This window comes from Amycolatopsis sp. WAC 01376, assembly GCF_003947415.1.
GTDB lineage: Bacteria > Actinomycetota > Actinomycetes > Mycobacteriales > Pseudonocardiaceae > Amycolatopsis.
In genome coordinates, this window is sequence record NZ_QHKL01000004.1 from 156,943 (window position 1) to 181,937 (window position 24,995).

At 68.5% G+C, this 24,995-nt stretch carries 27 protein-coding genes and 1 riboswitch; of the genes, 12 read left to right on the forward strand and 15 right to left on the reverse strand.

What is annotated here, in order from left to right:
* Nucleotides 1-120: 120 nt before the first annotated feature.
* The 4 genes from DMH03_RS23505 to DMH03_RS23520 all read left to right on the forward strand — a co-directional run bounded on the left by DMH03_RS23505 (nt 121) and on the right by DMH03_RS23520 (nt 4,192).
* A complete protein-coding gene (locus DMH03_RS23505) occupies nt 121-1,467 on the forward strand; it encodes a hemolysin family protein (protein WP_125794176.1) in 1,347 nt (448 codons plus the stop codon).
* A complete protein-coding gene (locus tag DMH03_RS23510; RefSeq protein ID WP_125794177.1) occupies nt 1,464-2,507 on the forward strand; it encodes a hemolysin family protein in 1,044 nt (347 codons plus the stop codon). The genes DMH03_RS23505 and DMH03_RS23510 overlap by 4 nt, the downstream gene beginning before the upstream one ends.
* Nucleotides 2,504-3,415, forward strand: coding sequence for a 3-methyladenine DNA glycosylase (locus DMH03_RS23515; RefSeq protein ID WP_125794178.1), 912 nt, complete (start codon nt 2,504-2,506; stop codon nt 3,413-3,415). The genes DMH03_RS23510 and DMH03_RS23515 overlap by 4 nt, the downstream gene beginning before the upstream one ends.
* 93 nt (nt 3,416-3,508) lie before the next feature.
* Nucleotides 3,509-4,192, forward strand: coding sequence for a hypothetical protein (locus DMH03_RS23520; RefSeq protein ID WP_233611602.1), 684 nt, complete (start codon nt 3,509-3,511; stop codon nt 4,190-4,192).
* Nucleotides 4,193-4,419: 227 nt separating this feature from the next.
* On the opposite strand, the gene DMH03_RS23525 is transcribed toward DMH03_RS23520, so the two are convergent.
* Nucleotides 4,420-5,244 (reverse strand): aldo/keto reductase, encoded by an 825-nt coding sequence (locus DMH03_RS23525; RefSeq protein ID WP_125794179.1) that lies wholly within the window; start codon nt 5,242-5,244, stop codon nt 4,420-4,422.
* A 48-nt stretch (nt 5,245-5,292) separates the two neighbouring features.
* Nucleotides 5,293-6,114 carry a helix-turn-helix domain-containing protein gene (locus DMH03_RS23530; RefSeq protein ID WP_233611603.1) on the reverse strand — a complete coding sequence of 274 codons (822 nt, stop codon included), beginning with the start codon at nt 6,112-6,114 and terminating at the stop codon, nt 5,293-5,295.
* A gap of 120 nt (nt 6,115-6,234) precedes the next feature.
* Here DMH03_RS23530 and DMH03_RS23535 point away from each other — a divergent pair, with 120 nt between their 5' ends.
* Nucleotides 6,235-6,597 (forward strand): nuclear transport factor 2 family protein, encoded by a 363-nt coding sequence (locus tag DMH03_RS23535; protein ID WP_125794180.1) that lies wholly within the window; start codon nt 6,235-6,237, stop codon nt 6,595-6,597.
* A gap of 3 nt (nt 6,598-6,600) precedes the next feature.
* On the opposite strand, the gene gcvP is transcribed toward DMH03_RS23535, so the two are convergent.
* Both gcvP and DMH03_RS23545 read right to left on the reverse strand, forming a co-directional pair.
* The gene (gene gcvP / locus DMH03_RS23540) at nt 6,601-9,480 is read right to left on the reverse strand and encodes an aminomethyl-transferring glycine dehydrogenase (RefSeq protein WP_125794181.1); all 2,880 of its coding nucleotides are present in this window, start codon (nt 9,478-9,480) and stop codon (nt 6,601-6,603) included.
* 171 nt (nt 9,481-9,651) lie between these two features.
* Nucleotides 9,652-9,753, reverse strand: a riboswitch (glycine riboswitch).
* A 46-nt stretch (nt 9,754-9,799) separates the two neighbouring features.
* The gene (locus DMH03_RS23545) at nt 9,800-10,381 is read right to left on the reverse strand and encodes a MerR family transcriptional regulator (protein WP_125794182.1); all 582 of its coding nucleotides are present in this window, start codon (nt 10,379-10,381) and stop codon (nt 9,800-9,802) included.
* 297 nt (nt 10,382-10,678) lie between these two features.
* Here DMH03_RS23545 and DMH03_RS23550 point away from each other — a divergent pair, with 297 nt between their 5' ends.
* Nucleotides 10,679-11,293, forward strand: a complete 615-nt coding sequence (locus DMH03_RS23550; protein ID WP_125794183.1) for a TetR/AcrR family transcriptional regulator — start codon at nt 10,679-10,681, stop codon at nt 11,291-11,293.
* Nucleotides 11,294-11,451: 158 nt separating this feature from the next.
* Here DMH03_RS23550 and DMH03_RS23555 read toward each other — a convergent pair whose 3' ends face one another.
* The 6 genes from DMH03_RS23555 to DMH03_RS23580 form a co-directional block, all read right to left on the reverse strand.
* Nucleotides 11,452-11,925, reverse strand: coding sequence for a bifunctional nuclease family protein (locus tag DMH03_RS23555; protein ID WP_005150031.1), 474 nt, complete (start codon nt 11,923-11,925; stop codon nt 11,452-11,454).
* Between the two features lie 219 nt (nt 11,926-12,144).
* A complete protein-coding gene (locus tag DMH03_RS23560; RefSeq protein ID WP_199748990.1) occupies nt 12,145-12,906 on the reverse strand; it encodes a MerR family transcriptional regulator in 762 nt (253 codons plus the stop codon).
* On the reverse strand, nt 12,903-13,370 hold the full coding sequence (gene garA / locus DMH03_RS23565) for a glycogen accumulation regulator GarA (protein ID WP_005150023.1): 468 nt from the start codon (nt 13,368-13,370) through the stop codon (nt 12,903-12,905). The genes DMH03_RS23560 and garA overlap by 4 nt, the downstream gene beginning before the upstream one ends.
* 125 nt (nt 13,371-13,495) lie before the next feature.
* Complete coding sequence (gene gcvH / locus DMH03_RS23570; RefSeq protein WP_125794185.1) at nt 13,496-13,879, reverse strand: glycine cleavage system protein GcvH; 384 nt, start codon at nt 13,877-13,879, stop codon at nt 13,496-13,498.
* A gap of 63 nt (nt 13,880-13,942) precedes the next feature.
* Nucleotides 13,943-14,578, reverse strand: a complete 636-nt coding sequence (locus tag DMH03_RS23575) for a CDP-alcohol phosphatidyltransferase family protein (protein WP_125794186.1) — start codon at nt 14,576-14,578, stop codon at nt 13,943-13,945.
* A gap of 75 nt (nt 14,579-14,653) precedes the next feature.
* The gene (locus tag DMH03_RS23580; protein WP_125794187.1) at nt 14,654-14,938 is read right to left on the reverse strand and encodes a hypothetical protein; all 285 of its coding nucleotides are present in this window, start codon (nt 14,936-14,938) and stop codon (nt 14,654-14,656) included.
* A 307-nt stretch (nt 14,939-15,245) separates the two neighbouring features.
* Between DMH03_RS23580 and DMH03_RS42605 the strand changes: the two genes are divergently transcribed.
* Nucleotides 15,246-15,755, forward strand: a complete 510-nt coding sequence (locus tag DMH03_RS42605; protein WP_233611604.1) for a hypothetical protein — start codon at nt 15,246-15,248, stop codon at nt 15,753-15,755.
* Nucleotides 15,756-15,778: 23 nt separating this feature from the next.
* Nucleotides 15,779-16,156, forward strand: coding sequence for a hypothetical protein (locus DMH03_RS23595; RefSeq protein ID WP_125794189.1), 378 nt, complete (start codon nt 15,779-15,781; stop codon nt 16,154-16,156).
* A 3-nt stretch (nt 16,157-16,159) separates the two neighbouring features.
* Here the strand turns inward: DMH03_RS23595 and DMH03_RS23600 are convergent, their stop codons facing one another.
* From DMH03_RS23600 to DMH03_RS23610, 3 genes are all read right to left on the reverse strand, one after another.
* Nucleotides 16,160-16,759 (reverse strand): hypothetical protein, encoded by a 600-nt coding sequence (locus tag DMH03_RS23600; protein WP_125794190.1) that lies wholly within the window; start codon nt 16,757-16,759, stop codon nt 16,160-16,162.
* Nucleotides 16,760-17,053: 294 nt separating this feature from the next.
* Complete coding sequence (locus DMH03_RS23605; protein ID WP_125794191.1) at nt 17,054-17,458, reverse strand: hypothetical protein; 405 nt, start codon at nt 17,456-17,458, stop codon at nt 17,054-17,056.
* Between the two features lie 56 nt (nt 17,459-17,514).
* Nucleotides 17,515-18,450, reverse strand: coding sequence for a hypothetical protein (locus tag DMH03_RS23610; RefSeq protein WP_125794192.1), 936 nt, complete (start codon nt 18,448-18,450; stop codon nt 17,515-17,517).
* Nucleotides 18,451-18,559: 109 nt separating this feature from the next.
* Here DMH03_RS23610 and DMH03_RS23615 point away from each other — a divergent pair, with 109 nt between their 5' ends.
* Genes DMH03_RS23615 through DMH03_RS23630 form a run of 4 tightly spaced genes read left to right on the forward strand, consistent with a single transcriptional unit; the run spans nt 18,560 to nt 22,324 of the window.
* Nucleotides 18,560-19,528, forward strand: coding sequence for an adenylate cyclase (locus DMH03_RS23615; protein ID WP_125794193.1), 969 nt, complete (start codon nt 18,560-18,562; stop codon nt 19,526-19,528).
* Between the two features lie 2 nt (nt 19,529-19,530).
* Nucleotides 19,531-20,505: a hypothetical protein gene (locus tag DMH03_RS23620; RefSeq protein WP_125794194.1), complete on the forward strand. Its 975-nt coding sequence runs from the start codon at nt 19,531-19,533 to the stop codon at nt 20,503-20,505.
* Nucleotides 20,502-21,695, forward strand: coding sequence for an adenylosuccinate synthetase (locus tag DMH03_RS23625; protein ID WP_125794195.1), 1,194 nt, complete (start codon nt 20,502-20,504; stop codon nt 21,693-21,695). Before DMH03_RS23620 ends, DMH03_RS23625 begins: the two co-directional genes overlap by 4 nt.
* Nucleotides 21,692-22,324, forward strand: a complete 633-nt coding sequence (locus tag DMH03_RS23630) for an NUDIX domain-containing protein (protein ID WP_125794196.1) — start codon at nt 21,692-21,694, stop codon at nt 22,322-22,324. Before DMH03_RS23625 ends, DMH03_RS23630 begins: the two co-directional genes overlap by 4 nt.
* 5 nt (nt 22,325-22,329) lie before the next feature.
* Here the strand turns inward: DMH03_RS23630 and DMH03_RS23635 are convergent, their stop codons facing one another.
* Nucleotides 22,330-23,088 (reverse strand): D-Ala-D-Ala carboxypeptidase family metallohydrolase, encoded by a 759-nt coding sequence (locus DMH03_RS23635; RefSeq protein WP_125794197.1) that lies wholly within the window; start codon nt 23,086-23,088, stop codon nt 22,330-22,332.
* 169 nt (nt 23,089-23,257) lie between these two features.
* On the reverse strand, nt 23,258-24,961 hold the full coding sequence (locus tag DMH03_RS23640) for an AMP-binding protein (RefSeq protein WP_125794198.1): 1,704 nt from the start codon (nt 24,959-24,961) through the stop codon (nt 23,258-23,260).
* Between the last annotated feature and the right edge of the window lie 34 nt (nt 24,962-24,995).

Below are 24,995 nucleotides of genomic sequence, written 5' to 3' on the forward strand. Positions count from 1 at the left end.
TGGTTTCGATCGAGGAGTGACTCTTTTCGTGCGCGACGCGCAGTCACCTGGTGACAGTATCGAGCCGGGTGGCACACCCGGCTGTTCCGCGGACTTTCCCGCCGACCCCATCGGCAGGAAATGATGGAAGTCCTGCTCGCCGTTCTCGGCATTCTCCTGTTCCTCCTGCTGACGGTCGGCACCGGCCTCGCCGTCGCCGCCGAGTTCTCCCTCACCGCGCTCGAGCGCAGCACGGTCGACGCGAACGTCCGCCAGGTCGGCGACCGGCGCGCGCACACCGTGCAGAAGGCGCACCGCACGCTCTCGTTCCAGCTCTCCGGCGCGCAGGTGGCGATCACCATCACCACCCTGATCACCGGTTATCTCGCGGAGCCGGTGATCGGCGACCTGCTGCACCCGCTGTTCACCGCCGTCGGCTTCTCCGAAGGCGTGGCGAACGGCGTGTCGCTGGCCGTCGCGCTGATCCTGGCGACGTCGCTGTCGATGATCCTCGGCGAAATGATGCCGAAGAACCTCGCGATCGCCCGGCCGCTGCAGACCGCGCGAGCCGTCGCGGGGTACCACTCGCGGTTCTCGTCGCTGTTCCGCTGGTTGATCACGCTGATGAACAACAGCGCCAACTTCCTTGTCCGCAAGTTCGGCGTCGAGCCGCAGGAGGAACTGCGTTCGGCCCGTTCGCCGCAGGAGCTGGGCTCGATCGTGCGCTCCAGCGCGGAAAGCGGCACGCTCGACACGTCGACCGCCGAACTGCTGGACAAGTCCCTGCGCTTCGGCGAGCGGACGGCCGACGAGCTGATGACCCCGCGCGTGCAGCTCGAATCGCTGACCGTGGACGACACGATCTCCGACCTCATCGAGATCTCGAGCCGTACCGGCTTCTCGCGTTTCCCGGTCTACACCGAGGATCTCGACGACGTACAGGGCGCGGTGCACATCAAGCAGGCGTTCACCGTCCCGGCCGCCCAGCGCGCCACGGTGCGGATCGGTTCGGTCATGCGGCCGATCCCAACGGTGCCCGAATCGCTGCCGGGCGACTCGCTGCTCAACCGGCTGCGTGATTCCCGGTTCCAGCTCGCGATCGTCGTCGACGAGTACGGCGGCACCGCGGGGCTGGTGACGCTGGAGGACGTCGTCGAGGAGATCATCGGCGACGTCCGCGACGAGCACGACGAGCGTGAAGCGCCGTCCTCCCAGCAGGTCGGCACCGACAACTGGCTCGTTTCGGGACAGCTTCGCGCCGACGAGGTCACCGACGAGACCGGATTCCGGATGCCCGACGGCGACTACGAGACCATCGCGGGGCTGATCCTCGAGCGGCTCGGCCGGATCCCCTCCCCCGGCGACGCCACCGAACTCGACGCCTGGCGGCTCACGGTGACCAAAATGGACCGTCTCCGCATCGCCGAGGTCGAAGTCCGCCGGGTCAGCGAGACCGCCACCTCCGCCGAGCAGGAGCCCGCCCGATGAGCGACTGGTTCAACATCTTCCTCGTCGTGATCCTGCTGCTGGCCAACGCGTTCTTCGTCGGTGCCGAGTTCGCGCTGATCTCTTCGCGGCGCGACAGGCTGGAAGCCTTGCTGGAGCAGGGAAAGACCCGCGCCCGGATCGTCATCAACGCGAGCAAGAACGTCTCGCTGATGCTCGCGGGCGCGCAGCTCGGCATCACGATCTGCTCGCTGCTGCTGGGGCGGCTCGGTGAGCCCGCCATCGCACATCAGCTGGCCGGGTTCTTCGAACTGTTCGGGATTCCGGAGGTGCTGCTGCACCCGATCTCGTTCGCGATCGCGCTGGCGTTCATCACCGTCCTGCACGTCCTCGTCGGCGAGATGGTGCCGAAGAACCTCGCGATCGCCGAGCCCGAGCGGCTGGCGCTGTGGCTGGTCCCGGTCCACGTGGCCTGGGTGAAGCTCGCCAACCCGTTCATCTGGCTGCTGAACTTCGTGGCGAACTCGCTGCTGCGGCTGTTCAAGGTCGAGCCGAAGGACGAGCTCGAAACCGCCTACACCTCCGACGAACTCGCCGAACTGCTCAGCGAGTCGCGGCGCGAGGGCCTGTTGGAGCACTCCGAGCACCAGCGGCTGAGCAAGACGCTGTCTTCGGTCGAGAAGACGGTGGCCGACGTCCTGGTCCCGACGGCGCAACTGACCACGCTGCCCTGCTCGCCCACGCTGGGCGACGTCGAGCGCGCGGTGTCCTCCACCGGCTTCTCCCGCTTCCCGGTGTGCACCGACGACGGGACACTGACCGGCTACATCCACGTGAAGGACATCCTCGACCTCGTGGGCGAGGACCCGGGCACCGTGGTGCCGTCGGACAAGACGCGGGCGCTGACCGAACTGCACGCCGACGCCCGGCTGGACGAGGCGCTTTCGGCGATGCGCAAGGAAGGCAGTCACCTGGCGCGGGCGCTGAGCCCGGCGGGGGCCGCCGTGGGCGTCGTCGCGCTGGAGGACCTCGTCGAGGAATACGTGGGAACTGTCCGCGACGGTACCCACGTCATGTCATGACCGGTCCGATCGTTCTTCCCGAGCCCGTGTGGCGGGCTCGGGAAGAGGACCACGTCACGCGGATGCGGCGCTGGACGACACCGCACCAGCGCCGCCGCTCGCGGGGCGAGAAGCATCCGGTGCTCGACTTCCTCTTCACCTATTACTCGCACCGGCCCGGGCATGTCGAACGCTGGCAGCCGGGCGCGGGTGTCCTGCTCGAAGGCGCGTCCGCGCGCCGGTTCCTGGAGCGCAAGGGCTATCTGGAGACGCCGGACGGAGTCATGCTCGATCCGGCGGGCTTCACCGAAGGTCGGGCCAAGACCGCAGAATTCGTCCTCGGACTGCTTTCCGCGACGGCGTCCCGCTCGCCGAGACTCAGTTGTTTCGGACTTCACGAATGGGCAATGGTTTACCGGGAATCGGCGGATGAGGTTCGTCACTCACAACTTCCGCTCCGGCTCGGTTCGGCCGGAACGGACGGCGTCGTCGAGTCGCTGGAGATCCGGTGCGGACATTTCGACGCTTTTCGGTTCTTCACCGAACCCGCCCGGCCGCGCAACACGCTGCGGCCGGAGCGGGAGAACCAGATCGAGTTCGAGCAGCCGGGCTGCCTGCACGCCAACATGGATTTGTTCAAGTGGGCGTACAAACTCGACCCGTTCGTGCCCGCCGAGCTGGTCGGGGACTGCTTCGAGCTGGCGGCGGACATCCGTGAGCTGGACATGCGGGCCAGCCCGTACGACCTGGCGGAGTTCGGGTACTCGCCCGTCCGGATCGAGACCCCGGAGGGCCGGGCCGAGTACGCCCGCGCGCAGGCCGGTTTCGCCCGCCGGGCCGCGCCGCTGCGTGAGCACCTGATAGCGCATTGCCAACGGCTCCTGACCGAGTTAAAGAAGGCGCCCGCGACACGCGGAAAACAACTGTGAGTTGCCGCATTCCCCGTAACATCCTCCCCTGTTAGAGTGATAACGGTTTGATTGCATACGCAGCGCGAGCGCGCACGTTTCGAAAGGACAACGATGGGGCGACACAGCGTGGCCGAAGAGCCGGTGCCGCATCCCCTCGACCCGAAGCTGCCGCAGGGTCGCGGTGAGGCGACCGGTTCGCACCGGATCGTCGGGAAGAAGGCCCCGCGGCGACGGATCGCCAAGTGGCCCATCGCTTGCCTGGTCCTCCTGGTACTGGTCGCGATCGGCGTCTTCGGCTGGAACTGGGCGGACGGGGAGCTCAACACCCGCGCCGAAGCCCAGGCCAAGGCCTGCAGCGCCGGCGACACCCCGATGCGGGTCATCGTCACCCCCAGCATCGAGAAGCCGGTCCGGGCGGCGGCCGAGCGGTGGAACAACGCCGCGACCGTGGTCCGCGACCACTGTGTGATCATCCAGATCGACGCGCTGTCCTCCGCGTCCGTGCTCGACGGCCTCGTCGGACGGACGAACCTGGACGCGATCGGCGGGCTCCCCGCCGCCTGGATCCCCGAGTCCACCTACTGGGTGACCGAGCTGAACACCGCCAAGCCCGAACTGGTCGGTTCGCCCGCCCAGTCGGTCGCGACGGCGCGTTCGGCCGATTACCCGCTCGTCGGGCTCGCCGGGAAGAACATCGACGAGGTCCAGATGCGCGCCTCGCAGACGTTCCGGCAATTCCTGCAGCAGCCCGCCCAGCAGGCCGACTTCGCCGCCGCGGGTATCAAGGCCACCTGAGCCTTCGGACTTACGGGAAAGGCCCCTTCACCGCTCGGGAAGGGGCCTTTCCCGTATCTCGAGTCTCGTGAGTGGTAGGGACAGTTAGAGCCAAGGGTGGCTTAGGTACCTGCCTGGATTCCGGCTCCGGTTGATGCCAGGCCCGAGTCCGTGAAGGCCCCCTTCCCTCGGCTCAGCCGAAGAAACTCGGCCTTCACACGTTGCCGAGGTACCGAGCCGCTCAAGCCTCACGAGCCGAACGTGTCCGGGTCGGGGCCGGTACGGGTGCCGTCGTCGAACTCGGCGAGGGCCGCGAGGTCGTCCTCGGCGAGTTCGAAGTCGAAGACGGCGAAGTTCTCGCGGATCCGGGACGGGGTCACGGATTTCGGGATGGCCACGGTGCCGAGCTGGAGATGCCAGCGCAGCACCAGTTGCGCCGGGCTCTTGCCGTATTTGGCCGCGAGGGCGGTCAGCGTCGGGTCCGAGAGCAACGACCCCTGCGCGAGCGGGCTCCACGCCTCGGTGACGATGCCGTTCTCGGCGTGGAAGTCCCGCAGCGCCTTCTGCTGGAGCCTGGGGTGCAGCTCGACCTGGTTGACCGCGGGCACTATCCCGGTCTCGTCGAACAGCCGCCGCAGATGCGGGACGTGGAAGTTCGACACGCCGATGGCCCGTGTCCGGCCGTCCTCGTACAGCTTTTCCAGCGCCCGCCACGTTTCGACGTACTTCCCGCGGGTCGGCATCGGCCAGTGGATCAGGTACAGGTCGACGTGGTCCAGGCCGAGCTCCGCGAGACTCGCGTCGAACGCCCGGAGCGCCTCGTCGTAGCCGTGGCCCGGATTCGGCAGCTTCGTGGTGATGAACAGTTCGTCGCGCGGTACCCCGGCGGAGCGGATCGCTTCGCCGACACCGGCTTCGTTCCCATACGACGCGGCGGTGTCGATGCTGCGGTACCCGGCTTCGATGGCGGTCCGAACGACCTTGGCCGTGTCGCCGGCGGGTACCTGCCAGACGCCGAAACCGAGTTGGGGGATGGCTACCTCGTTGTTCAGGACGACGGAAGGCACGGCCATGGAAGGGGAATCCTCACTGGGGTCTGCGGCGGGGCTTCTTGCCCCGCATCATTCCACCCCGCGCGCGGCGTACGCGCGCAAATACTCCGCCGTGTCCGCGTCGGCGGGGAAGAAGGATTCGATCACCAGCTCGGCGACCGTGATGTCCAACGGCGTCCCGAATGTGGAGACCGTGCTGAAGAAGGTGAGTTCGGTGCCCTCGTGCCGCAGCCGCAACGGGACGAAGATGTCGCCCGGTCCGGGGACCTCCACTTCGGGGACGGGATCCGCACACGGGTAGGTGAGCAGTTCCTCGAGGAGATCGGTCAGGACCGGATCAGCCGTCTGGGTCACCTGACGCCGCAGCCTGCCAAGCAGATGAGCGCGCCACTCCCCCAGGTTCAGCACATGCGGCGCCATCCCGTCCGGATGCAGCGTCACCCGCAGGACGTTGACCGGTGGCGTCATCAGGGCGGGCGAGACCAGGCCGGTCATGATCGAGATGCTCGAGTTGGCGTCGACCAGGTTCCACCAGCGGTCGGCGACGGCGGCCGGATACGGTTCGTGGCTGGTCATCAGCTGCCGGACCGCCTTGCGGACCGCCGCCATCTCCGGGGCGCCGAGACCGCTTTCGGCGTACGCGGGCGCGTATCCCGCCGCCAGCAACAGCTGATTGCGTTCCCGCAAGGGCACCTCCAGATGTTCGCCGAGCCGCAGCACCATGTCGCGGCTGGGCTTGGAGCGGCCGGTCTCCACGAAGCTCAGGTGCCGGGTGGAGATGTCCGCCGAGATGGCGAGATCCAGCTGGCTGATCCGGCGGCGGTCGCGCCATTCGCGGAGGAGTTCGCCGACGGGGCGGCCCGCGCGGCTCACGGTCACTGTGGTCGTCACGATAACGAACCTACGGCCACGGATGACGGGCCGCCATTACCTCCCGCGTAATCGACGGGCCCCGCCCTCAGCCGACAGAGTTGTGGCATCGGTCAGCCCCCAAGAAAACGAGGAGACACCATGTCGGACATCCAGCGCGTCGCCGAGCAGTACATCGCCGTGTGGAACGAGACCGACGCGGACAAGCGCCGCGCCCTCATCGCCGAAGTGTTCACCGAGGACACCACCTACACCGACCCGCTCGGCGCCGTCACCGGCCACGACGGGGTCGACGGCTTCATCGCCGGCGCGCAGGCCCAGTTCGCGGGTCTGAGGTTCAGCCTGCCGGCCGCTCCCGACGCGCACCACGACATCGCGCGGTTCCAGTGGTACCTCGCGCCGGAAGGCGCCGAAGAGCCGCTGGCGATCGGCTTCGACGTCATCACCGTCGAGGACGGGCGGATCAAGCAGGTGCTGGGCTTTCTCGACAAGATGCCCGGCTGACAATCAGGCGAAGGCCTCCGGTGGCGGGCAGGAGCAGACGAGGTTGCGGTCGCCCGCGGCCCCGTCGATCCGCCGCACCGGAGGCCAGATCTTCGCGGCGGTGAAACCGGCGGGGAAGACCGCGATCTCCCTGCTGTACGGGCGATCCCACTCACCGGCGAGACAGCGTGCGGTGTGCGGGGCGTTGCGCAGCGGGCTTTCGGCCACCGGCCACTCCCCCGCGGCGACCTTCTCGATCTCGCCGCGGATCGCGATCATCGCGTCGCAGAACCGGTCGAGTTCGCCGAGGTCCTCGCTCTCGGTGGGCTCGACCATGAGCGTTCCCGCGACCGGGAACGACATCGTCGGCGCGTGGAGGCCGTAGTCGGCCAGCCGCTTGGCGACGTCGTCGACCGTGACGCCGGTCCGTTTGGTGATCGCGCGGAGATCGAGGATGCATTCGTGCGCCACGAGTCCCTCGTGCCCGGAGTACAGCACCGGATAGTGCCCGGCGAGACGTTTGGCGACGTAGTTCGCGTTCGCGACCGCCGTCAGGGTCGCGCGCCGCAGGCCGTCGGCGCCCATCATCCGGACGTAGGCCCAGGAGATCGGCAGGATCGACGCGCTCCCCCACGGCGCGGCGCTGATCGGGCCCACACCGGTGGCCGGGCCTGCCTCCGGTTGCAGCGGGTGGTTCGGCAGGTACGGCGCCAGATGCGCGCGGACGCCGATCGGCCCGATGCCCGGCCCGCCGCCACCGTGCGGGATGCAGAAGGTCTTGTGCAGGTTCAGATGGGAGACGTCGGCGCCGAACTTCCCGTACTGCGCCACCCCGATCAGCGCGTTCAGGTTCGCGCCGTCGACGTACACCTGGCCGCCCGCGTCGTGCACCAGCGCGCAGACCTCGCGGACGGTGTCCTCGTAGACACCGTGTGTCGAGGGGTAGGTGATCATGATCGCGGCGAGGTCGTCCGCGTGCTCGTCCACAGTGGACCTGAGGTGGCCGAGGTCGATGTTGCCCTCGTCGTCGCATTTCACCACGACCACGCGCATCCCCGCCATGACCGCGCTGGCCGCGTTCGTCCCGTGCGCGCTGGACGGGATCAGGCAGACGTCACGTGCCGCGTTCCCGCGTTCGCGGTGATAGGCACGGATCGCCAGCAGCCCGGCGAACTCGCCCTGGCTTCCCGCGTTCGGTTGCAGGGAGACCGCGTCGTAGCCGGTGATGCCGGCGAGCCACCGCTCCAGATCCTTCACGACGGTGAGCAGCCCGGCCGCGTCCTCGGCGGGCGCGAACGGGTGCAGACCGGCGAACTCGGGCCAGGTGATCGGCTCCATCTCGGCCGTGGCGTTGAGTTTCATCGTGCAGGAGCCGAGCGGGATCATGCTCCGGTCGAGCGCGACGTCCTTGTCGGACAACGCCCTCAGGTACCGGAGCAGCGCCGTCTCCGAGCGGTGCGCGTGGAAGACCGGATGCGTCAGGTACGCACTGGTGCGGCGCAGATCCGGCGGAAAGCCGTCGGCGGTGTCCGCGTCGAGTGAGTCCACATCGGACACCGCGACCCCGAACGCCTTCCACACCAGGGAAAGGTGCTCACGGGTCGTCGTCTCGTCACAGGCGATGGCGACGTGGTCCGCATCCACGAGCCGCAGGTTGACCCCGAGTTCCCTGGCGGTGACGACGATCCCGGTCGCGCGGCCGGGGACGGCGACCATGACGGTGTCGAAGAACTCGCAGTGCACGACGTCGACACCGCTTTCGGCGAGCCCCGCCGCGAGCACGGTGGCCATCCGGTGCGCGCGGTTCGCGATGGCACGCAGGCCTTCAGGACCGTGGTACACCGCGTACATCGACGCGATGACCGCCAGCAGCACCTGGGCGGTGCAGATGTTGCTCGTCGCCTTCTCGCGGCGGATGTGCTGCTCGCGGGTCTGCAACGCGAGCCGGTACGCGGGCGCGCCATCGGCGTCCTTCGACACCCCGACCAGCCTGCCGGGCAGCTGCCGCTCGAGCCCTTGCCGGACGGCGAGGTACGCCGCGTGCGGCCCGCCGAAGCCCATCGGGACACCGAATCGCTGCGTCGACCCGATCGCGACGTCGGCGCCGAGCTCACCGGGCGACCGCAGCAGCGTCAGTGCCAGCGGATCCGCGGCCATCACCACCGCCGCGCCCAGTGCCTTGGCCTCGGCGATGGTGTGGTCCCATTCGCGGACGACGCCCGACGCGCCCGGATAGGACAGCAGCACGCCGAAGAAGTCGCCGCCGAGCCCGAGCCCGGTGATGCCTTGGGACAGATCCGCGGTCACCAGCTCGATGCCGAGCGGTTCGGCGCGGGTACGCAGGACCTCGATCGTCTGCGGAAGGGTGTCCTCGTCGACGACGAAGCGGGCCGACTTCGCCTTGCCCGCCCGGCGGACCAGCGTCATCGCCTCCGCCCCGGCGGTCGCCTCGTCCAGCATCGACGCGTTGGCGATCGGCAGGCCGGTCAGATCGGCAACCATGGTCTGGAAATTGAGCAGCGCTTCGAGGCGGCCCTGCGAGATCTCCGGCTGATACGGCGTGTACGCGGTGTACCAGGCCGGGCTCTCCAGCACGTTCCGGCGGATCACCGGCGGGGTCACGGTGTCGTGGTAGCCGAGGCCGATCATCTGGACCATCGGCCGGTTGCGCGCGGCCAGCGCGCGGAGTTCGGCGAGCGCGCCGGTCTCGGTGGCGGGCGGCGGAAGCTCCAGGGGTGTCGCGGATTCCCGCAGTGACGCGGGAACGGCCCGCTCGCCGAGCTCGTCCAGCGAGGCGACGCCGACGACGTCGAGGATGCGCGCGAGCTCTTCGGCGCCGGGACCGATGTGCCGGTCCGCGAAGGGGGTCCCGGATTCGAGAGCGGCCAGTGAAACGGGCTCCAACGGGGACCTCCCAAGACGCGGGGGTGGGGCCGGGACGGATTGTCCTGGCCCTCCCCACTCTGTCCGTACCCCCGTGGGGGCGCCTGAGAGTTTCGCCCGAGTGTTGAGCCGGGCTTGCACCGTCGGCGGGGCCGCCAGGCTGTGACCTGGCGAACCACTTTCCAGAGGCGTCTCTTCCGCGCGGTCCAGGGTGCCTGAGAGGTTCCGGGGAGGACTTGCTCCTTCGGCGCCGAGCTCAACGGTTATCGGCTCGGTCTCTCCCGCGCGGATTCGTCGACCGCGGAAGTGAGCCTACCCTGCCGCCCGCGCGGCTTCATGATCAGCCGGTGCGACGTGCGTTACGGCGCTGCGTGAGCTCGTCCGGCGTGACCGTTTCGATCACGCCGCCGTCGGCGCGTTCGGCCTGGAACTCGTGGATGGTGCCGCTGATCTCCTGCATCGCACCGCTGACCGCGATCCCGAAAACGCCCTGGCCACCTTGCAGTAAATCGACGATCTCTTCGGGCGAGGTGCACTCGTAGACGGTGGTGCCGTCGGAGAACAGGGTGACCCTGGCGAGGTCGCGGACACCGCGCAGGCGCAGGTGGTCGACGGCGACGCGGATGTTCTGCAGCGAGACGCCGGTGTCCAGCAGCCGCTTGACGACCTTCAGGACGAGGATGTCCTTGAACGAGTAGAGCCGCTGCGAACCGGAACCGTGCGCCGTGCGGATACTCGGCGCGACCAGCTTCGTCCTGGCCCAGTAGTCGAGCTGCCGGTACGTGATCCCGGCGATCTGGCAGGCTGCGGGACCGCGGTAACCGACGAGTTCGTCCGGGAGGGAAGAGTCGGGGAACAGCTCGCCCTGCTCGCCGTCAGCGACCGGAACGAGCGGCTCTTGAGGGCTACCAGCCTCGACCACGCCATGCCTCCCCTCGCCCGACCTGGCGGCCGGCGAACAAAGCCGCGCGGACCCACGTGAGCCCGCACCGGAGTTCCTCGTCAAGACGAATGCCCCAGACATCCGAATCACACCTTGGCGATTCACCCTCATTGACGGTAAGCGCGTCCGGCAAACCGGTCAACGCGACGCGCGGTCGGCCTCAAGCTCTTCTTGAGGCTTGCCGAGCACCGTCCCCCGTTCGGCCGCACGCTTGCCACTTTTACTCGGTCGTGTTAATTTTTACTCATGCAAGTAACTCCCTCCACCCAAAGTGCCATGCAAGAGGTTCAGGCGGAGCTGGGGCTCTCGGTCACCGAGGCGGCCCGGCGGGCCCAGATCATCGGAGCCACGATCGCGACGATCTCCGACCTCGGCTACCACAAGACGTCGTTCGCGAAGATCAAGGAGCGCGCCGGGCTCTCCAGCACCCGGATCATCTCGTACCACTTCACCAACAAGGCGGGCCTGATGCAGGCCGTGGTCACCACCGCGACCGGGATGAAGGACAAGTTCCTCGAGGACCGGATCCAGGGCACGACCGACCGGGCCGGGCTGCTGCGCGGTTACATCGAGTCGGAGATCGCGTTCCTCGGCTCGTACCCGGAACTGGTGCGGGTCATGGTCGAGATGGCTTCGAGCGGCTCGGACGCCGAGGGCTGGTTCATGTCGGCGCCGCTCGTCGAGGAGTTCCGGACCGGCCGGCTCGAACGCCAGCTGCGGCAGGGACAGCAGGAAGGCGCTTTCGGCGAGTTCGCGCCGGACGTGATGGCGCTGTCGATCGCGCAGGCCATCGACGGTGTCGCGGCGAAGTTCGCGGCGGACCGGAAGCTGGACCTGGAGCGGTACGGGCGGGAGCTGGCGGACCTGTTCGTCAAGGCGACCGCGGCCTGAGCCCTGGCAGGCCAAGTGTCATGAAAGGGTCGTTCAGGACGTTTTTCGTCCTGAACGACCCTTTCATGACATCCGGACGCTCGCGAAGGGCGACCGCACGTACGACGAAGGGGCGGCGCCCAGCGGCGCCGCCCCTTCGTACGAGATCCAGGATGTGCTCAGGTGTCCGCGCCGCGGAAGTCCTCCGGCGAGACCGAGTCGAGGAACTCGCGGAACTTCTCGACCTCGTCCTCCTGCTCGTCGGGGATGATGAGGCCCGCTTCCTCCAGCACCGCGTCGACGGCGTGGATCGGGACCCCCACCCGCAGCGCCAGCGCCACCGAATCGCTCGGTCGCGCGGAAACCCGGATGTCCCCGTCGAAGACCAGTTCCGCGAAGAACGTGCCTTCCTTCAAGTCGGTGATGACGACCTGCTCCAGTTCACGGCCCAGCGCCCCGATGACCTCCTTGAGCAGGTCATGGGTGAGCGGACGGGCCGGGCGGACTCCCTGCTGCTCCAAGGCGATGGCGGTGGCCTCGACCGAGCCGATCCAGATCGGCAGGTAACGCTCGCCTTCGGTTTCCCGTAGCAACAAGATCGGCTGATTCGCGGGTAGCTCCACCCGCACGCCGACGACGCGCATCTCGCTCATCGGGCTTCGCCTCCCTCTCGTGCGCACGGGCTGCAACGCTTGTCTCGACGACCAAGCGACGGCAATCCCGACGCTACCCGTCTTCCGAGCGCTGTGCTCGCTGTCTCCGACATTCTCGGTTCGCCCGTGGCCAACCAACTCTCACGGTACGGCATAGGGTGCCGAACATTCAGTCATTGACAAGTGGCCTCACAACGGCTCCCGGTCCCCTGAAGCCGTTCAACCGCCTGTGACTGCCCGTATTCCGGCCTTCACCAAGAGCGTGTGCAACGCCACGGTCAACGCGGCGAGCTCCCGGACGACCTCGTCGCCCCTCGCCTGGGCGTCCTCGTCACGATGCCGATACACCGGGGTCACGATCTGCTCCAGCAGGCCGACCTCGCGGTCGGCCGCGGCCCGGAAGGCACGCAGATGTCTCGGCTCTATACCGAATTCGGTCATCGCTTTCACGGTCTTCGCCACGAGGACCGCGTCGGGATCGAAGAACCCCGCCGCGCCTGGGCGGACGAGACCGTATTGCCGCAGCTCAGCCAGGGTGGCGGCGTCGATGCCCGCCTGGCGGAGCAGATCTTCCTCGGTCAGCCTGATCTCTCGATCGGTCTCGAAATCCCCGGGGGACGGCAGTCCGCCGTTCTCCCCCGGGGAATCGAGTGAAACGAGTTTCCGCGGCGGTTTGGGCAGCGCCGCCGAGGGCGCGGCGCCCTGATCCGCCGCGTCGAGCTGTTCCTTGATGACCTTCAGCGGGAGGTAGTGATCCCGCTGGGCGGACAGGACGAATCGCAGGCGCTCCACGTCCGCCGGAGCGAACTGCCGGTACCCCGACGGGGTCCGGCCCGGCTGGACCAGACCCTCCGCCTCGAGGAACCGGATCTTGGAGATGGTGACATCGGGGAAGTCGCCGCGCAGCTGTGCCAGCACGGCCCCGATGCTCAACCCATCGCGCTGCGACGCATCCCGATCAGGCCGCCCGGCCGCCGTCACCGTGCCCCCTGGCCCCCGTGACCCGGGCCGGTCAGGAAGACCAGGCGGAACTTGCCGATCTGGACCTCGTCGCCACCGGCGAGGACGGCCTGGTCGACCGGCTCGCGGTTGACGTAGGTGCCGTTGAGGCTGCCGACGTCGATGACGACGAACTCGCCACCCTCACGGCGGAACTCGGCGTGCCGCCGGGAGACCGTGACGTCGTCGAGGAAGATGTCGCTGTCCGGGTGCCGTCCCGCACTGGTGGTGTCGCGGTCCAGCAGGAAGCGCGAACCCGCGTTCGGGCCCCGCTTGACGACCAGCAGGGCGGAACCCGCGGGCAGCGCGTCCACACCCTGGACAGGGGCCTCGGCAGCCGGAGGAGCCTCAGTGCCTTCGACGTCGGCCAGGAAGTCGGCCCGGAAGACAGAAGTCCGCTCCGGAGACTGCTCCGGGGGAACGCCGGGCCCGTCGTTCGTGCTCACCTGAGCTCTCCTAACGCATGTGTGTTGCCACTACTCAAGAACGTGTGGAGGTCAAACGTACCGTGCCTGATCGAATCTCCGGCCCGCGGCTCCCCCTACTCTTCCCGAAGGGCCGCGGCCTGCGACTATTCCTTGATCAGCGCCTGGTACGCCTCGGCCTCCAGCAGGGATTCCACCGAGCTCGCGTCGTCGAGACGGAGCTCGATCAGCCAGCCCTCGCCGTAGGGGTCGCTGTTGATCAGCTCGGGCGACTCGGTCACCGCGTCGTTGACCGCGACCACCTCGCCGTCGACCGGGGCGAACAGCTCGGAAACGCTCTTGGTCGACTCGACCTCGCCGAACGTGTCCCCCGAGCCGACCTGCTTGCCGACCTCGGGAAGTTCGACGAACACCACGTCACCGAGCTGGTCCTGGGCGTACTCCGTGATGCCCACGCGCACGAGCCCGCCATCGCGCACGGAGACCCACTCGTGCTCCTCGGTGTACCGCAGTTCTTCTGGAGTGGACAACGCCGCTCCCCTTTCTCAAGCCCTCACTCGAAACCGACGCGCGCAGTTTCGCATCCCGCCGGGTCACGCGCCCGCCGCCTCCCGCAACTCGCCGGGTTCGGCCGTTCGCAGCGCCCGCACCGTCTGGACGACGTACAACACGCCCGAATAGACGTACAGGACCGCGCCCCACGCCGTGAAGGCGTATCCGATCGGCCGGGCGATCGCGGCGATGTCGGATCCGCCTTGGGTGAGCAGCAGGAACGGGAAGGCGTACATCAAGACGAAGGTGGCGCCCTTGCCGATGTAGGTGACTTCCGGCGGGGCGAAGCCGCGGTGCCGGAGCAGCAGTACGCAGACGCCCAGCACGGCCTCGCGGACGACCAGCGGGACCACCAGCCACCAGGGGATGATGTCGCGGATCAGGAACGCGATGAGGGTCGCGAGGATGTAGAGCCGGTCGGCGGCGGGGTCGAGCAGCTGGCCGAGCCGGGACATCTGGTTGAGCCAGCGGGCGAGTTTGCCGTCGAGCCAGTCGGTGAGCGCGCTGAACACGAGCAGCGCGAGCGCCCAGCCGTCCTCCTTCGGGCCGAGGAGCAGCCAAAGGAAGACCGGCACCCCGGCGAGCCGGAGGATCGAAAGCATGTTGGGAACGTTCAGGGCCTGCCGCAAGAGGGAAGGCTCTTCGCTGGTCACGCTCGGTTCGGGGGGCGTACTCACCCGCTCAGCCTAGGCTGCGTCTCTCAAAGCGCGCTTTCGGATCTCCGCAGCCGGGCCGCGGCATCAGCTGGTCACTCACCCAGCCGTATCGGCGGCCCGCCTCCGCACATCCGAGGCCTCCGGCCGAAAAGAAACCCTGGTGTGCGTCCAGCCGCGGCATTGCAGGTCCGCGCTGGTCAGCGCCACGGGCCTGCCCCGGTGATCGGTGCCGACCCAGCGGTTGTGGCCGGCGGAGCTTTCGAGGACGTACGGGCGGCCGCCGCACCAGACGACGGTGCACGGTGCCGTCGGTGGCAGCTCCGTGCTCGCCGGTGCGGTGGCCTGGGGTGACGCGGGGTCGGTCTGTTCGTCGGTCTTCATCACTCTCACGGTTTCGTGACGGGGACTGGGACACGCCGGAGCGCTACCTTTCTTTTCGGCAGAACGGGGCCGCGCGTTAACGGGTCCGGCGTGGATTCGTCCGATCGGTTCGCAACGACAGTGGGGTGTTGTCGCGCTGTGAACGGCATGTTAATCGTCCACAATGGACAGTTATTGAGCGGTCCTCGCGTACCGCGGCGCCGGGGGCGCGATAGCCTCCCGCGAATCGAACGTGGCTCAATGCCACGGCTTCGGGCCCGGCCGGGTCAGAATGGGCCGGCCACGACCGGCCGACGAAAGGATCGCCTTGCCCGTCTCGACGACCACGGGAACGTGGCGGCGCCTGTTCGCGGCCTGCGCCGTCGCCGGAACGCTCGCCGCCTGTTCGGGCGACGATCCGCCACCGCCTGTCACCGCGATGTCGGCCTCACCGCCCTCGCTCCCCACGAGTGTGTCCAGCGTGTCGGTCCCGCCGATCCCGTCGCAGACCGCGCCGAGTTCCTCCGCTGCCCCGAATCCCACCACGAAACCGAAACCCGCTGAACCGGTACAGGGTTCGTGCGGCACGGTCACCGCGGCCAGCGGGCTGACCCTGCAGGTGCTCAACGGACCCGGGGTCTCCTGCGCGGACGCGACCGCGATCGTCGGCTCGTTCCACCAGAGGATCGCCGGACGCCAGTCCGCGGACTCGGACGAACCCGTCAGCGAGACCGTGGACGGCTGGCTGTGCGTCTCCGGCGCTCCCGCCGCGCAAGGCGGCACCAGTTGCGGCAAGGGCGATCAGAACGTGTTCGCCGCCGTCGTCCCCGTCGAATGAACCATCCCCGAGAAGAAGGGCCCATGAAGAGCCTCGCCGTACTTCCCGCCGCTTTCGCCGTCGTCCTGCTGAGCGGTTGCGGAGCCGATCCGGCTCCCGCCGCCGCGCCGGCACCGTCCTCCCCCGCCGCCACCTCGGCGCCCGCCGGGACGCCCTGCGGCGAGGTCGCCGGGCTCCAAGGCGCGAAGAACAAGGTCGTCGCACACGGGAAGACCGACTGCGCCGAAGCGACTCAGGTGCTCAAGGACTACTTCACCAAGCTGACGCCCGCCGAAGCCGCCTCGCCGCAGGGGCCCGGTCCGGTGGTGATCGGTGCCTGGACATGCGGGAGCGGGCCGAACGATCCGGTGACGAGTTGCTCGACCGAGGACGAGCGCCAGATCGAAGCGACCCGCTCCTGAGCCTCAGTCGCCCCAGACGATCGGGGTCTTGCGGTAGGCGTCTCCGGTGTTGAAGGCGGCGAACGAGACCTTCTCGCCGCCCTTGGCGCCGTACATCGTGCAGGCCTCGAACTTCTGTCCCGGTTTCGAGAAACCGCCGTCCCGCGGCGCGGTCACCTTGCCGCAGTCGGCGGTTTTGCCCACCAGTGCCGTGCCGCCCTGTTTGCCGTCGGAGAGAAGGCCACGCAAGGCGAGCCCGAAACCGGACAGATCGTCACCCTTGACGAACTCGACGGTGTACCGCAGGTTGTACGGCGTGACTCCGGCGATCTGATCGGGTTCGAATCCCTTGAGGTCGGCGACCTTCCCCTCCGCGATCGCGGTGACCGTGAGCGCGACGGTGCCGAAGCTCTCCTTGTTGTAGTCCACCGGGACGAGCGCGCGCTCCCCGAACTTGAGCCGCATACCGGGACTGGTGTGACCGTCGGCGGTGGTCGGCGAGGCGGGCTGGGTCACCGACGGCTTGGCCGCCTCGGCGGGCTGCTCGGCCTTGGCGCCACAGGCGGTCAGTGCGAAAGTGGCGATTCCGGCGGTGAGCAAAGAGACGGTACGGACGTGCTTCACGGTGGAGACTTCTCCTCTTGATGCCCAGTCGCGAGCGGATCGCGCGCGCTGTGCGGACACCGTAGAGCAGTTCCCCGCCTCGCCCTGTCGGTCGTTCGCACCACAGTCCACTGTGGCCGGACGTCCTGAAGGTGTGAAGGTCGAGTTTCCTCGGCTGAGCCGAGGGAAGGGGTCCTTCACGCGCGGCCGCTGTGCCTGCTGTGGTCGCTGGTGTACCTGGGACGAGAGCGGCGACCCTGGAGTCCCGCGATCAGAGAAGCCAGAAGCCAGAAGGTACCTAGGCCACCCTTTGCCTTACTCTCGATGACCCTCGCGTCGCCGCTTGCCGACGTCCAACCGGTACAGGACGACGCCCACTACCACCAGGCCGACGAGAAAGAGACCCAGCGCGCCGCCTGCCGAAACCTTCCAGATCAACGGCGATCTCGATCCGTAGGCGAATCCGTCACCGGCGAAGACCGTGTCACCCCGCGAGATCTCCTCCCCCAGAATCCGGCCGCCTCCGGTACGCCCGTCGGCGAAGCGCCATTTCCCGGAACAGTAGGGGGTCTGGCCGTTCACCGCGGATCCCTCCGAGGTGCACCCCGAGATCTCGGTGACCGTGACGTCCTCGCCGGTGCTCAATTCATCGATGTCGGAACCGAGGGAGGCCCAGACGAGACCGAAGATCAGCAGAAAAGGGAGAAAGGCCGAAAGCACCGAAGTAAGAACTCCGGGCTTCCGCGCATTTTCCGGCACTGGAGTCCTTTCGTCGATCACCGGAGCTTCAGCAGGACTTCCCGCTCGAGTTTGCCGACGAGGAGGTACTCGGGCCGGTATCCGGGCGGGACCACGAAACAGACGAGGCCCGTGGTGCCGTCGAAAGCGCCGGGAGCGCCCGCGCAGTCCTTGACCCGCTCCGGCTCACCGTGTTCGTCGGCCGACAGCTCCAGCGCCGTGCCACCGAAACGAGAAGCCTCGATCCGCAAGGTGAGGACGTGGAATCCGCTCAACCACGCCTCGGCTCCCTCAGGCGGCCCGGGCTTGCTTTCGAGCACGCGCACGGCCGCTTCTCCGGAGACGGCGGTCTGTCCACGGGCGAACACCGGCGGCGGCCCCCATAAGTCGCGACGGAGTTCCCAGAAATTCGGGACCGGGTCGGCCGCCTCACCGTAGGCCGTCTCGCCGAACCCGACCGGCGTCAGCACGACGAACGCGGCGAAGGCCAGCCCGGCGAGGAACGGCGGCGCCTTCCGCGCGAGCCCCGGTCTCGCCACTTTGACCAGCACGATGGCCGCGAGCACCAGGAGTGCCAGGCCGAGGGACATCGCCGCGATCTTCTCCCACGGATGGTGGGCTTCCACGACGTCGGTGGCCCCGCGCACGGACAAAACCCGGTCCGTCACCGAGGAAAGCCGGGCGACCACCGGATCAGCGAGGCCGAACGTGTCTCGTGTCGGCACTTCGATCGTGCGGCCGTCTTCGGCGATCGCCAGGACGTCGTAGCTGGTACGCGGGCCGTGCTGTCCTTCGCTGGTCGTGGAGTTCCACTCGGAGATCACCGCGCGCACGTCGTACGTGCCGGCCAGCCCCTCGACGGTCCACCGCCCGGCGAAGGCCGCGACGGTTCCCCAGACGATCCCGATCACGAACACGATGATCATCGTGTTCGTGCGCTGACTGTCTTTCCGATCCGGTTCGCGGACGATCACCAACACCCCCTGTTCGGCTCTCCCAGCTTATTGACCGAAGCCGCCGCACGGCACGGGATTTGTACCTACCCCCTTGCGAACCGAAGTAAGAGTCGTCTAGACTCAAACTATGCTCACCAGGGAAGACGCCGTGGCGGTGATCGAGAACACGGTCGACGCGGCCGCTCTGTTCGCCCGCCATCGCTACCGCGAACTGGCGGCCGTGCTCCACCCCGACCGCAACCCCGGCGACGACCGCGCCCACCGGGCCGCCGCCACCCTCAACCAGCTCCACGACGAGTGGAAACGCGCCCGGCGCCAGACGGTCACCACCGCGACCTCGGCGTACACCCTCACCGAGCCGCACGCGGTGGGCAGTGTCGCGACGACCTACCGGACCACCGGCCCTCATCTGGTCAAACTCGTCCGCGACCCGGCGCTCAACCCGCTGATCCACGCCGAGTGGGCGGCGTTGCGCACGCTCGACGGCTTCACCGAACGGCACCGCTGGCTGCGTCCCTACTACCCGCGACTGCTCGACACCTCGGGTCTGGTCGCGCGGGGCGACCGTGCCTTCAGCGTCCTCGATCCGCTCGTCGACGGCTTCGTCACCCTCGCCGACATCGGGCAAGCCTTCCCTGGCGGGCTCGACGGCCGCGACTACGCCTGGATGCACCGCCGCCTGCTGCGCGCCGTGGCGGGCGCGCACCGCGCGGGTGTCGTCCACGGCCACCTCACCGCGGACAACGTGCTCGTCCATCCGGGACAGCACGGCATCGTCCTCGCAGGCTGGTCCTTCGCCGTCGAAGACGGTGTGCTCCCGCTGGCGACGGACAACTCCGTCCAGTACCCACCGGAAGTGCACAAAGGACTTCCGATGACCGCGGCGACGGACGTCCACATGCTCCACCGCATGATGCTGGAACTACTGGCACCGAACGAAACCCGCCAACGCGAGTTCGCGACGTGGTGCACCCAGGACATCCCGGCGCAACGACCCGGAGCCGCCGATCTGCTCGACGAGTACGACGAACTGCTCGCCGACCTGTACGGCCCCCGCACCTTCCGACCCTTCACCATCCCCGAGACAGGAGCCTGACCATGGGACACGGACACTGGGACGACAACGCCTACGCCGCCGCGAGGACCTTCCGCGCGGCCAAGGGCGAGGACGATTTCGGCTACACCGCCGATCTCCGCTCCAAACCCGCGAAAGAGTGGAAGGTCGCGCCCGCGCTCGACCCGCTGAACGCCGTCCGGGAATGCCGGGATTCGGCCGACCACACCGATTCGACGCCGATCGCGGTGCTGTTCGACGTCACCGGCTCGATGCGCCGGGTGCCGCGGATCATGCAGGGCAAGCTCGGCAAACTGCACGGCCTGCTCAAGCGCCGGGGTTACCTGGCCGATCCGCAGGTGCTGTTCGGCGCGATCGGCGACGCCGACAGCGACCGGGTCCCGTTGCAGATCGGGCAGTTCGAATCGGACAACCGGATGGACGAGCAGCTGCGCACGATCTTCCTCGAAGGCGGTGGCGGCGGGCAGAAGAGCGAATCCTACGAGCTGGCCGCCTACTTCATGGCCAGGCACGTGGTCACCGACGCTTGGCAGAACCGCGGCCGCAAGGGCTATCTGTTCATCATCGGCGACGAACTGAACAAGCCCGCGCTGGAGGCCCGCCACATCCGCCGGGTGATCGGCGACGACGTGCGGGAGGACATCGACCCGGCCTCGGTGTACCGGGAGCTGGCCCGCAAGTGGCACCTCTACTTCGTGCTGCCGAACCAGTCGTCGTACTACAACGACCCGCAGATCGGCGAGCACTGGAGCGGTCTGCTCGGCCAGAACTTCCTCAAGCTCGACGATCCCGGCGCGGTATGCGAACTGATCGCGGCCACCATCGGGCTGGAGGAACGGGTCGTCGACGTCGACCGGGCGCTCGCCGACCTCGCGGACGTCGGCTCGGTCGCCGAGAGCGCGGCCGTGGGCAAGGCGCTGGCGAAACTGGGCACCAAATCGGTCGTCACCTCGGCGGTGCCCGACGCCGACGGCCCAAGCGACGTGGTGCTGCGATGAATCTGCTGGACGGCCACGTGGTGGTGGTCGGGCTCGGCTTCGGCGACGAAGGCAAGGGCGCCGTGGTCGACGCCCTGTGCGCCGCCCGGCCCACCACCGCCGTGGTCCGCTTCAACGGGGGCGCGCAGGCCGCGCACAACGTCGTCGCGGACGGGCGGCACCACACGTTCAGCCAGTTCGGGGCGGGCACGTTCGCCGGCGTGCCCACCCATCTGTCGCGGTTCGTGCTGGTCGAGCCGTTCGCGCTGGCCGCCGAAGCGCGGCGGCTCGAAGCGGCGGGCGTCCGGAATCCGCTCTCGCTGCTGAGCGTGGACGGGAGTGCCTTGCTCACGACCCCGTTCCACATCCACGCGAACCGGGCCAGGGAGGAGGCCCGGGGCACGAACCGGCACGGCTCGTGCGGGAAGGGGATCGGCGAGACCGTCTGGTACTCGCTGCTAGCGGGGGCCGCGCCGGGCGAAGTGGTGGAGAACCAGGAGGTGATCGGGACGCCGGGGGAAGCGCCCACGGTCGCCGACTGCGCCACCCCGTCGGTGTTGCGGCGCAAACTGGACGCGCTCGCGCGGTTCTACGCACCGCTCGCCACGCCACCGCACACCGTGGACGAACTGGTGGCGCTGTACCACGATTTCGCGGACGCGGTGCGGATCACCAACGGCGGCGAGACAGGGCGGCTCGCGGACTCCGGACGGCTGGTCTTCGAGGGAGCGCAGGGGGTTCTCCTCGACCAGCACCACGGATTCCACCCGCATACGACCTGGTCGACCACCACCCCGCACAACGCCCGCGCCCTGCTGGCCGGGCGCCCGCACGCGGTACTGGGTGTCACGCGGACCTATCTCACCCGGCACGGTGCGGGGCCGCTGCCGACCGAGTCCGCCGCCGTGCTCGCCCGTTTTCCGGAGGCGCACAACGAAACCGGCGACTTCCAGGGCGCGTGGCGGGCGGGCCATCTCGACGCGGCCCTGCTGGACTACGCGATCGCGGCCTGCGACGGCGTGGACGCGTTCGCGGTGACCCACCTCGACGCGACCGGGCTGAAGGTCGTACCCGAGGACGGCTCCCCCGCCGTCGACCTGGCGGATCCGCTGGCGTGGTTCAGCGAGCGACTGCCGGTGGCCGTCGCCGGATACGGCCCGGACAGGGCCGGTTACCGGGTCACGGAGGCAAGGTCGACAATCAACGCGTGATCGAGTCGACGCCGGTGTCCGTTGACGTGCTCGTGGTGCGGTTCGCGCCCGGCACCAGGAAAGTGCTGCTGGGAATCGCGCCGCGAGCCGCCGAGCCGTTCGCGGGGGAACTCGCGCTGCCCGGGGTGCTGCTCGGGCTCGGGGAACGGCTGAGGGAAGCGGCGCATCGTGCGGTGGTCGGCAAACTCGGCCTGCCGTCCGACGCGCTCTCGGCGACGGGACAGCTCGCCACCTTCGACGAGCCGAACCGTGACCCCCGCGGTCCCACCCTCTCCATCGCCTTGTGGGCCACGGTGGATCCCGCGCTCGACGACCCGGGGAACGTGGTGTGGGCGCCGCTGGACGAGGTCCCGCCGCTGGCTTTCGACCACGACCGGATCGTGGCGGACTGCCGCCCGATGCTGGCCGAACGGCTGTGGCGGGACGTCGCGTTCACCGCCGGACTGCTCGGGCCGATCTTCACGACGGCGCAGGCGCTGGACGCGACCGAAGCGCTGACCGGGGACCGCCCCTATCCGGCCAATCTCGGCCGGACCATGGAGCGGGTCCCCGGGCTGCGGCGCACCACCGAACACGCGGCCGCCCTCCCCAAGGGAGGACGGCCGCCGTCGTTGTGGCGCTGGGAGTGACGAGGTCAGATCCCGCAGGAGGACGCCGACCAGAACCGGGTGGACCGGTGTGCCACGTGCGTGTGATCGTTGTGGCCGGGGTAGCCCGGGCCGAGGATCTCACTGAACCCGTGGTTGCGGGCCTGCTTCGCCAGCCCGCAGAAGCCCTGCGAGCCCGCCCCGAGGTCGACCGCGTCACCGTAGAGGTGACGGCTGTTGGTCGCCCCGCCGACGGCGTTGTTGCAGGCGACGCTGCGGAAACCGCCGTTGACGTCGATCGGCCGGTCGCCCATGGCGTGCCGCATCGCCTGCAGCTTCCACATCGAGACCAGCGCGTTGGCCTTCGCCGTCGCCGCTGACACGTTGCCGCCCGACCAGTCGGAGTTGCACCGGTTCAGCTCGGCGTAGGTGAAGTTGACCGGCGTGCAGTCGTCGTCCTGCAACGCGTAGAGCTTGGTGAACGTGGCCGATCCGGCGATGCCGTCCGCGCCCAGCCCGTACGCCTGCTGGAAGCGGGTGACCGCGGCCTTGGTGCCCGCGCCGAATTGGCCGTCGATGGCGAGCACACCACCGTAACCGGGATATCCGGCGACCCGGATCTGCAGCTGCCGGACGTCCTCACCGGACGCGCCCTGGGACAACGTGCGCCCCCAGGAGTAGCAGGCGTCGGCGACGGACACTTCGCCCGCCGTCACCGGACCTGGATCGGCGGCCGCCGGAGTGGCGACCGCGGTACCGAGCCCGGCCACGAGGGCGAGCATCGGCAGGAGGAAACGAATGCGCATGACAGGAACACCTTTCAAGACAGGGAAGGTGAGACCCGTGACCCCCACGGGTTGTCAACGATTCACTGCACCGGATGCTAACGCGGTTCCGGTTACCGCACTGTGGTTCGTTCGACCCACACGTGCCCAGACCCGTAACTCGCGAGTTCGGAGTTCGGGACCGAAGCGGTCAGCCCTTCAGCTGCGGGAAGTCTTCCTCGCGGAACTCCCCCGCCGGCCGTTCGGCGGCGTCGTTCTCGCGTCCCCGGAGTTCGACCCGCCGGATCTTGCCGGAGATCGTCTTCGGCAGCTCGGCGAACTCCAGCCGCCGGATTCGCTTGTACGGGGCCAAATGTTCCCGGCAGAAGGCCAGGATGGACAGCGCGGTGCCGGCCGTGGGCTCGTGTCCGTTCGTGAGGACGACATACGCCTTCGGCACCGCGAGCCGGATCGGGTCGGGCGCGGGGACGACGGCCGCTTCGGCGACCGCTTCGTGTTCCAGCAGGACACTTTCCAGTTCGAACGGGGAGATCCGGTAGTCCGAAGCCTTGAAGACGTCGTCCGTCCGGCCCACGTAGGTGATGTAGCCGCGTTCGTCGATCGAGCCGACGTCTCCGGTGTGGTAGAAGCCGTTCGCGAAGGCCGCGGCGGAGCGCTCCTCGTCGTCCGCGTAGCCGGCCATCAACCCGACGGGCCGCTTCTCCAGGTCGAGGCAGATCTCGCCCTCCTGCGCCCGCTCGCCGGTGACGGGGTCCACGAGCGCCACGGTGAATCCCGGCAGCGGACGGCCCATCGAGCCCGGCACGACTTCCTGCCCCGGGGTGTTGGCGATCTGGACGCTGCTCTCCGTCTGCCCGAAACCGTCGCGAATCGTGACACCCCAGGCCTTTTCGATCTGGTCGATCACTTCGGGGTTGAGCGGTTCGCCCGCGCCGACCACCTTGCTCGGCGGCGTCTTCAGCACGGACAAGTCAGCTTGGATGAGCATCCGCCACACCGTCGGCGGGGCGCAGAAGCTGGTGATGCCGCATCGTTCCATCTGTGCCATCAGGGAAACCGCGTCGAACCGCGCGTAGTTGTAGAGGAACACCGTCGCTTCGGCGTTCCAGGGCGCGAAAACGTTGCTCCACGCGTGTTTCGCCCAGCCAGGCGAAGAGATGTTGAGGTGGACGTCGCCCGGTTCGAGGCCGATCCAGTACATTGTGGACAGATGGCCGACCGGATACGAGATCTGCGTGTGCTGCACCAGTTTCGGCTTCGCGGTGGTCCCCGAGGTGAAGTACAGCAGCAGCGGGTCTTCCGCCGCCGTCGGGCCGTCGGGCGTGAAAGTGTCCGCTTCCTCGTAGGCGTCCACGAAGGACTGCCAGCCCTCGACCGGTTCCCCGACGGCGATGCGGGTGTAGTCGCCCTCGACGTTCTCGAACTTGTGCGCGTCGACCGAGCGGATCACCACGTGTTTCGCGGCGCCCCGCTCGACCCGGTCGGTGAGATCCGCCGGGCCGAGCAGGGTCGAAGCCGGGATGATGACCGCGCCCAGTTTGATCGCGGCGAGGATCGTCTGCCACAACTCACCCTGGTTGCCGAGCATCAGGATCAGCCGGTCGCCCCTGGCCACGCCGAGCGAGCGCAGCCAGTTCGCGACCTGATTGGACCGCCGCGCCATCTCCGGATAGGTCCAGCGGTTCTCGATGCCGTCCTCTTCGACGATCCACAGCGCGTAGCGGTCCTGGTTGGCCGGGTCGGCCGCGACGACATCGAACCAATCCAGCGCCCAGTTGAACTCGGCGGGCCTGGGCCAGGTGAAGTCTCGATAGGCGGTTTCGTAGTCCTCGCGATGGGCCTGCAGATAGTCCCGTGCCTCGCGGAACGTGCGGTATGCCTCCGAAGCGCTCACGATCGTCCTCCTGGTCCTGGGTGGCCGCCGGTTC

Bases quoted from the DNA above. Each gene is read 5' to 3' on its own strand.
- DMH03_RS23555 (WP_005150031.1), bottom strand. From the start codon at position 11,925: ATGAGCGAGATGCGCGTCGTCGGCGTGCGGGTGGAGCTACCCGCGAAT.
- DMH03_RS23510 (WP_125794177.1), top strand. From the start codon at position 1,464: ATGAGCGACTGGTTCAACATCTTCCTCGTCGTGATCCTGCTGCTGGCC.
- DMH03_RS23525 (WP_125794179.1), bottom strand. From the start codon at position 5,244: ATGGCCGTGCCTTCCGTCGTCCTGAACAACGAGGTAGCCATCCCCCAA.
- DMH03_RS23580 (WP_125794187.1), bottom strand. From the start codon at position 14,938: ATGAAGACCGACGAACAGACCGACCCCGCGTCACCCCAGGCCACCGCA.
- DMH03_RS23520 (WP_233611602.1), top strand. From the start codon at position 3,509: ATGGGGCGACACAGCGTGGCCGAAGAGCCGGTGCCGCATCCCCTCGAC.
- DMH03_RS23635 (WP_125794197.1), bottom strand. From the start codon at position 23,088: ATGCGCATTCGTTTCCTCCTGCCGATGCTCGCCCTCGTGGCCGGGCTC.
- DMH03_RS23595 (WP_125794189.1), top strand. From the start codon at position 15,779: ATGAAGAGCCTCGCCGTACTTCCCGCCGCTTTCGCCGTCGTCCTGCTG.
- DMH03_RS23505 (WP_125794176.1), top strand. From the start codon at position 121: ATGATGGAAGTCCTGCTCGCCGTTCTCGGCATTCTCCTGTTCCTCCTG.
- DMH03_RS23615 (WP_125794193.1), top strand. From the start codon at position 18,560: ATGCTCACCAGGGAAGACGCCGTGGCGGTGATCGAGAACACGGTCGAC.
- DMH03_RS23625 (WP_125794195.1), top strand. From the start codon at position 20,502: ATGAATCTGCTGGACGGCCACGTGGTGGTGGTCGGGCTCGGCTTCGGC.
- DMH03_RS23620 (WP_125794194.1), top strand. From the start codon at position 19,531: ATGGGACACGGACACTGGGACGACAACGCCTACGCCGCCGCGAGGACC.
- DMH03_RS23550 (WP_125794183.1), top strand. From the start codon at position 10,679: ATGCAAGAGGTTCAGGCGGAGCTGGGGCTCTCGGTCACCGAGGCGGCC.
- DMH03_RS23535 (WP_125794180.1), top strand. From the start codon at position 6,235: ATGTCGGACATCCAGCGCGTCGCCGAGCAGTACATCGCCGTGTGGAAC.
- DMH03_RS23515 (WP_125794178.1), top strand. From the start codon at position 2,504: ATGACCGGTCCGATCGTTCTTCCCGAGCCCGTGTGGCGGGCTCGGGAA.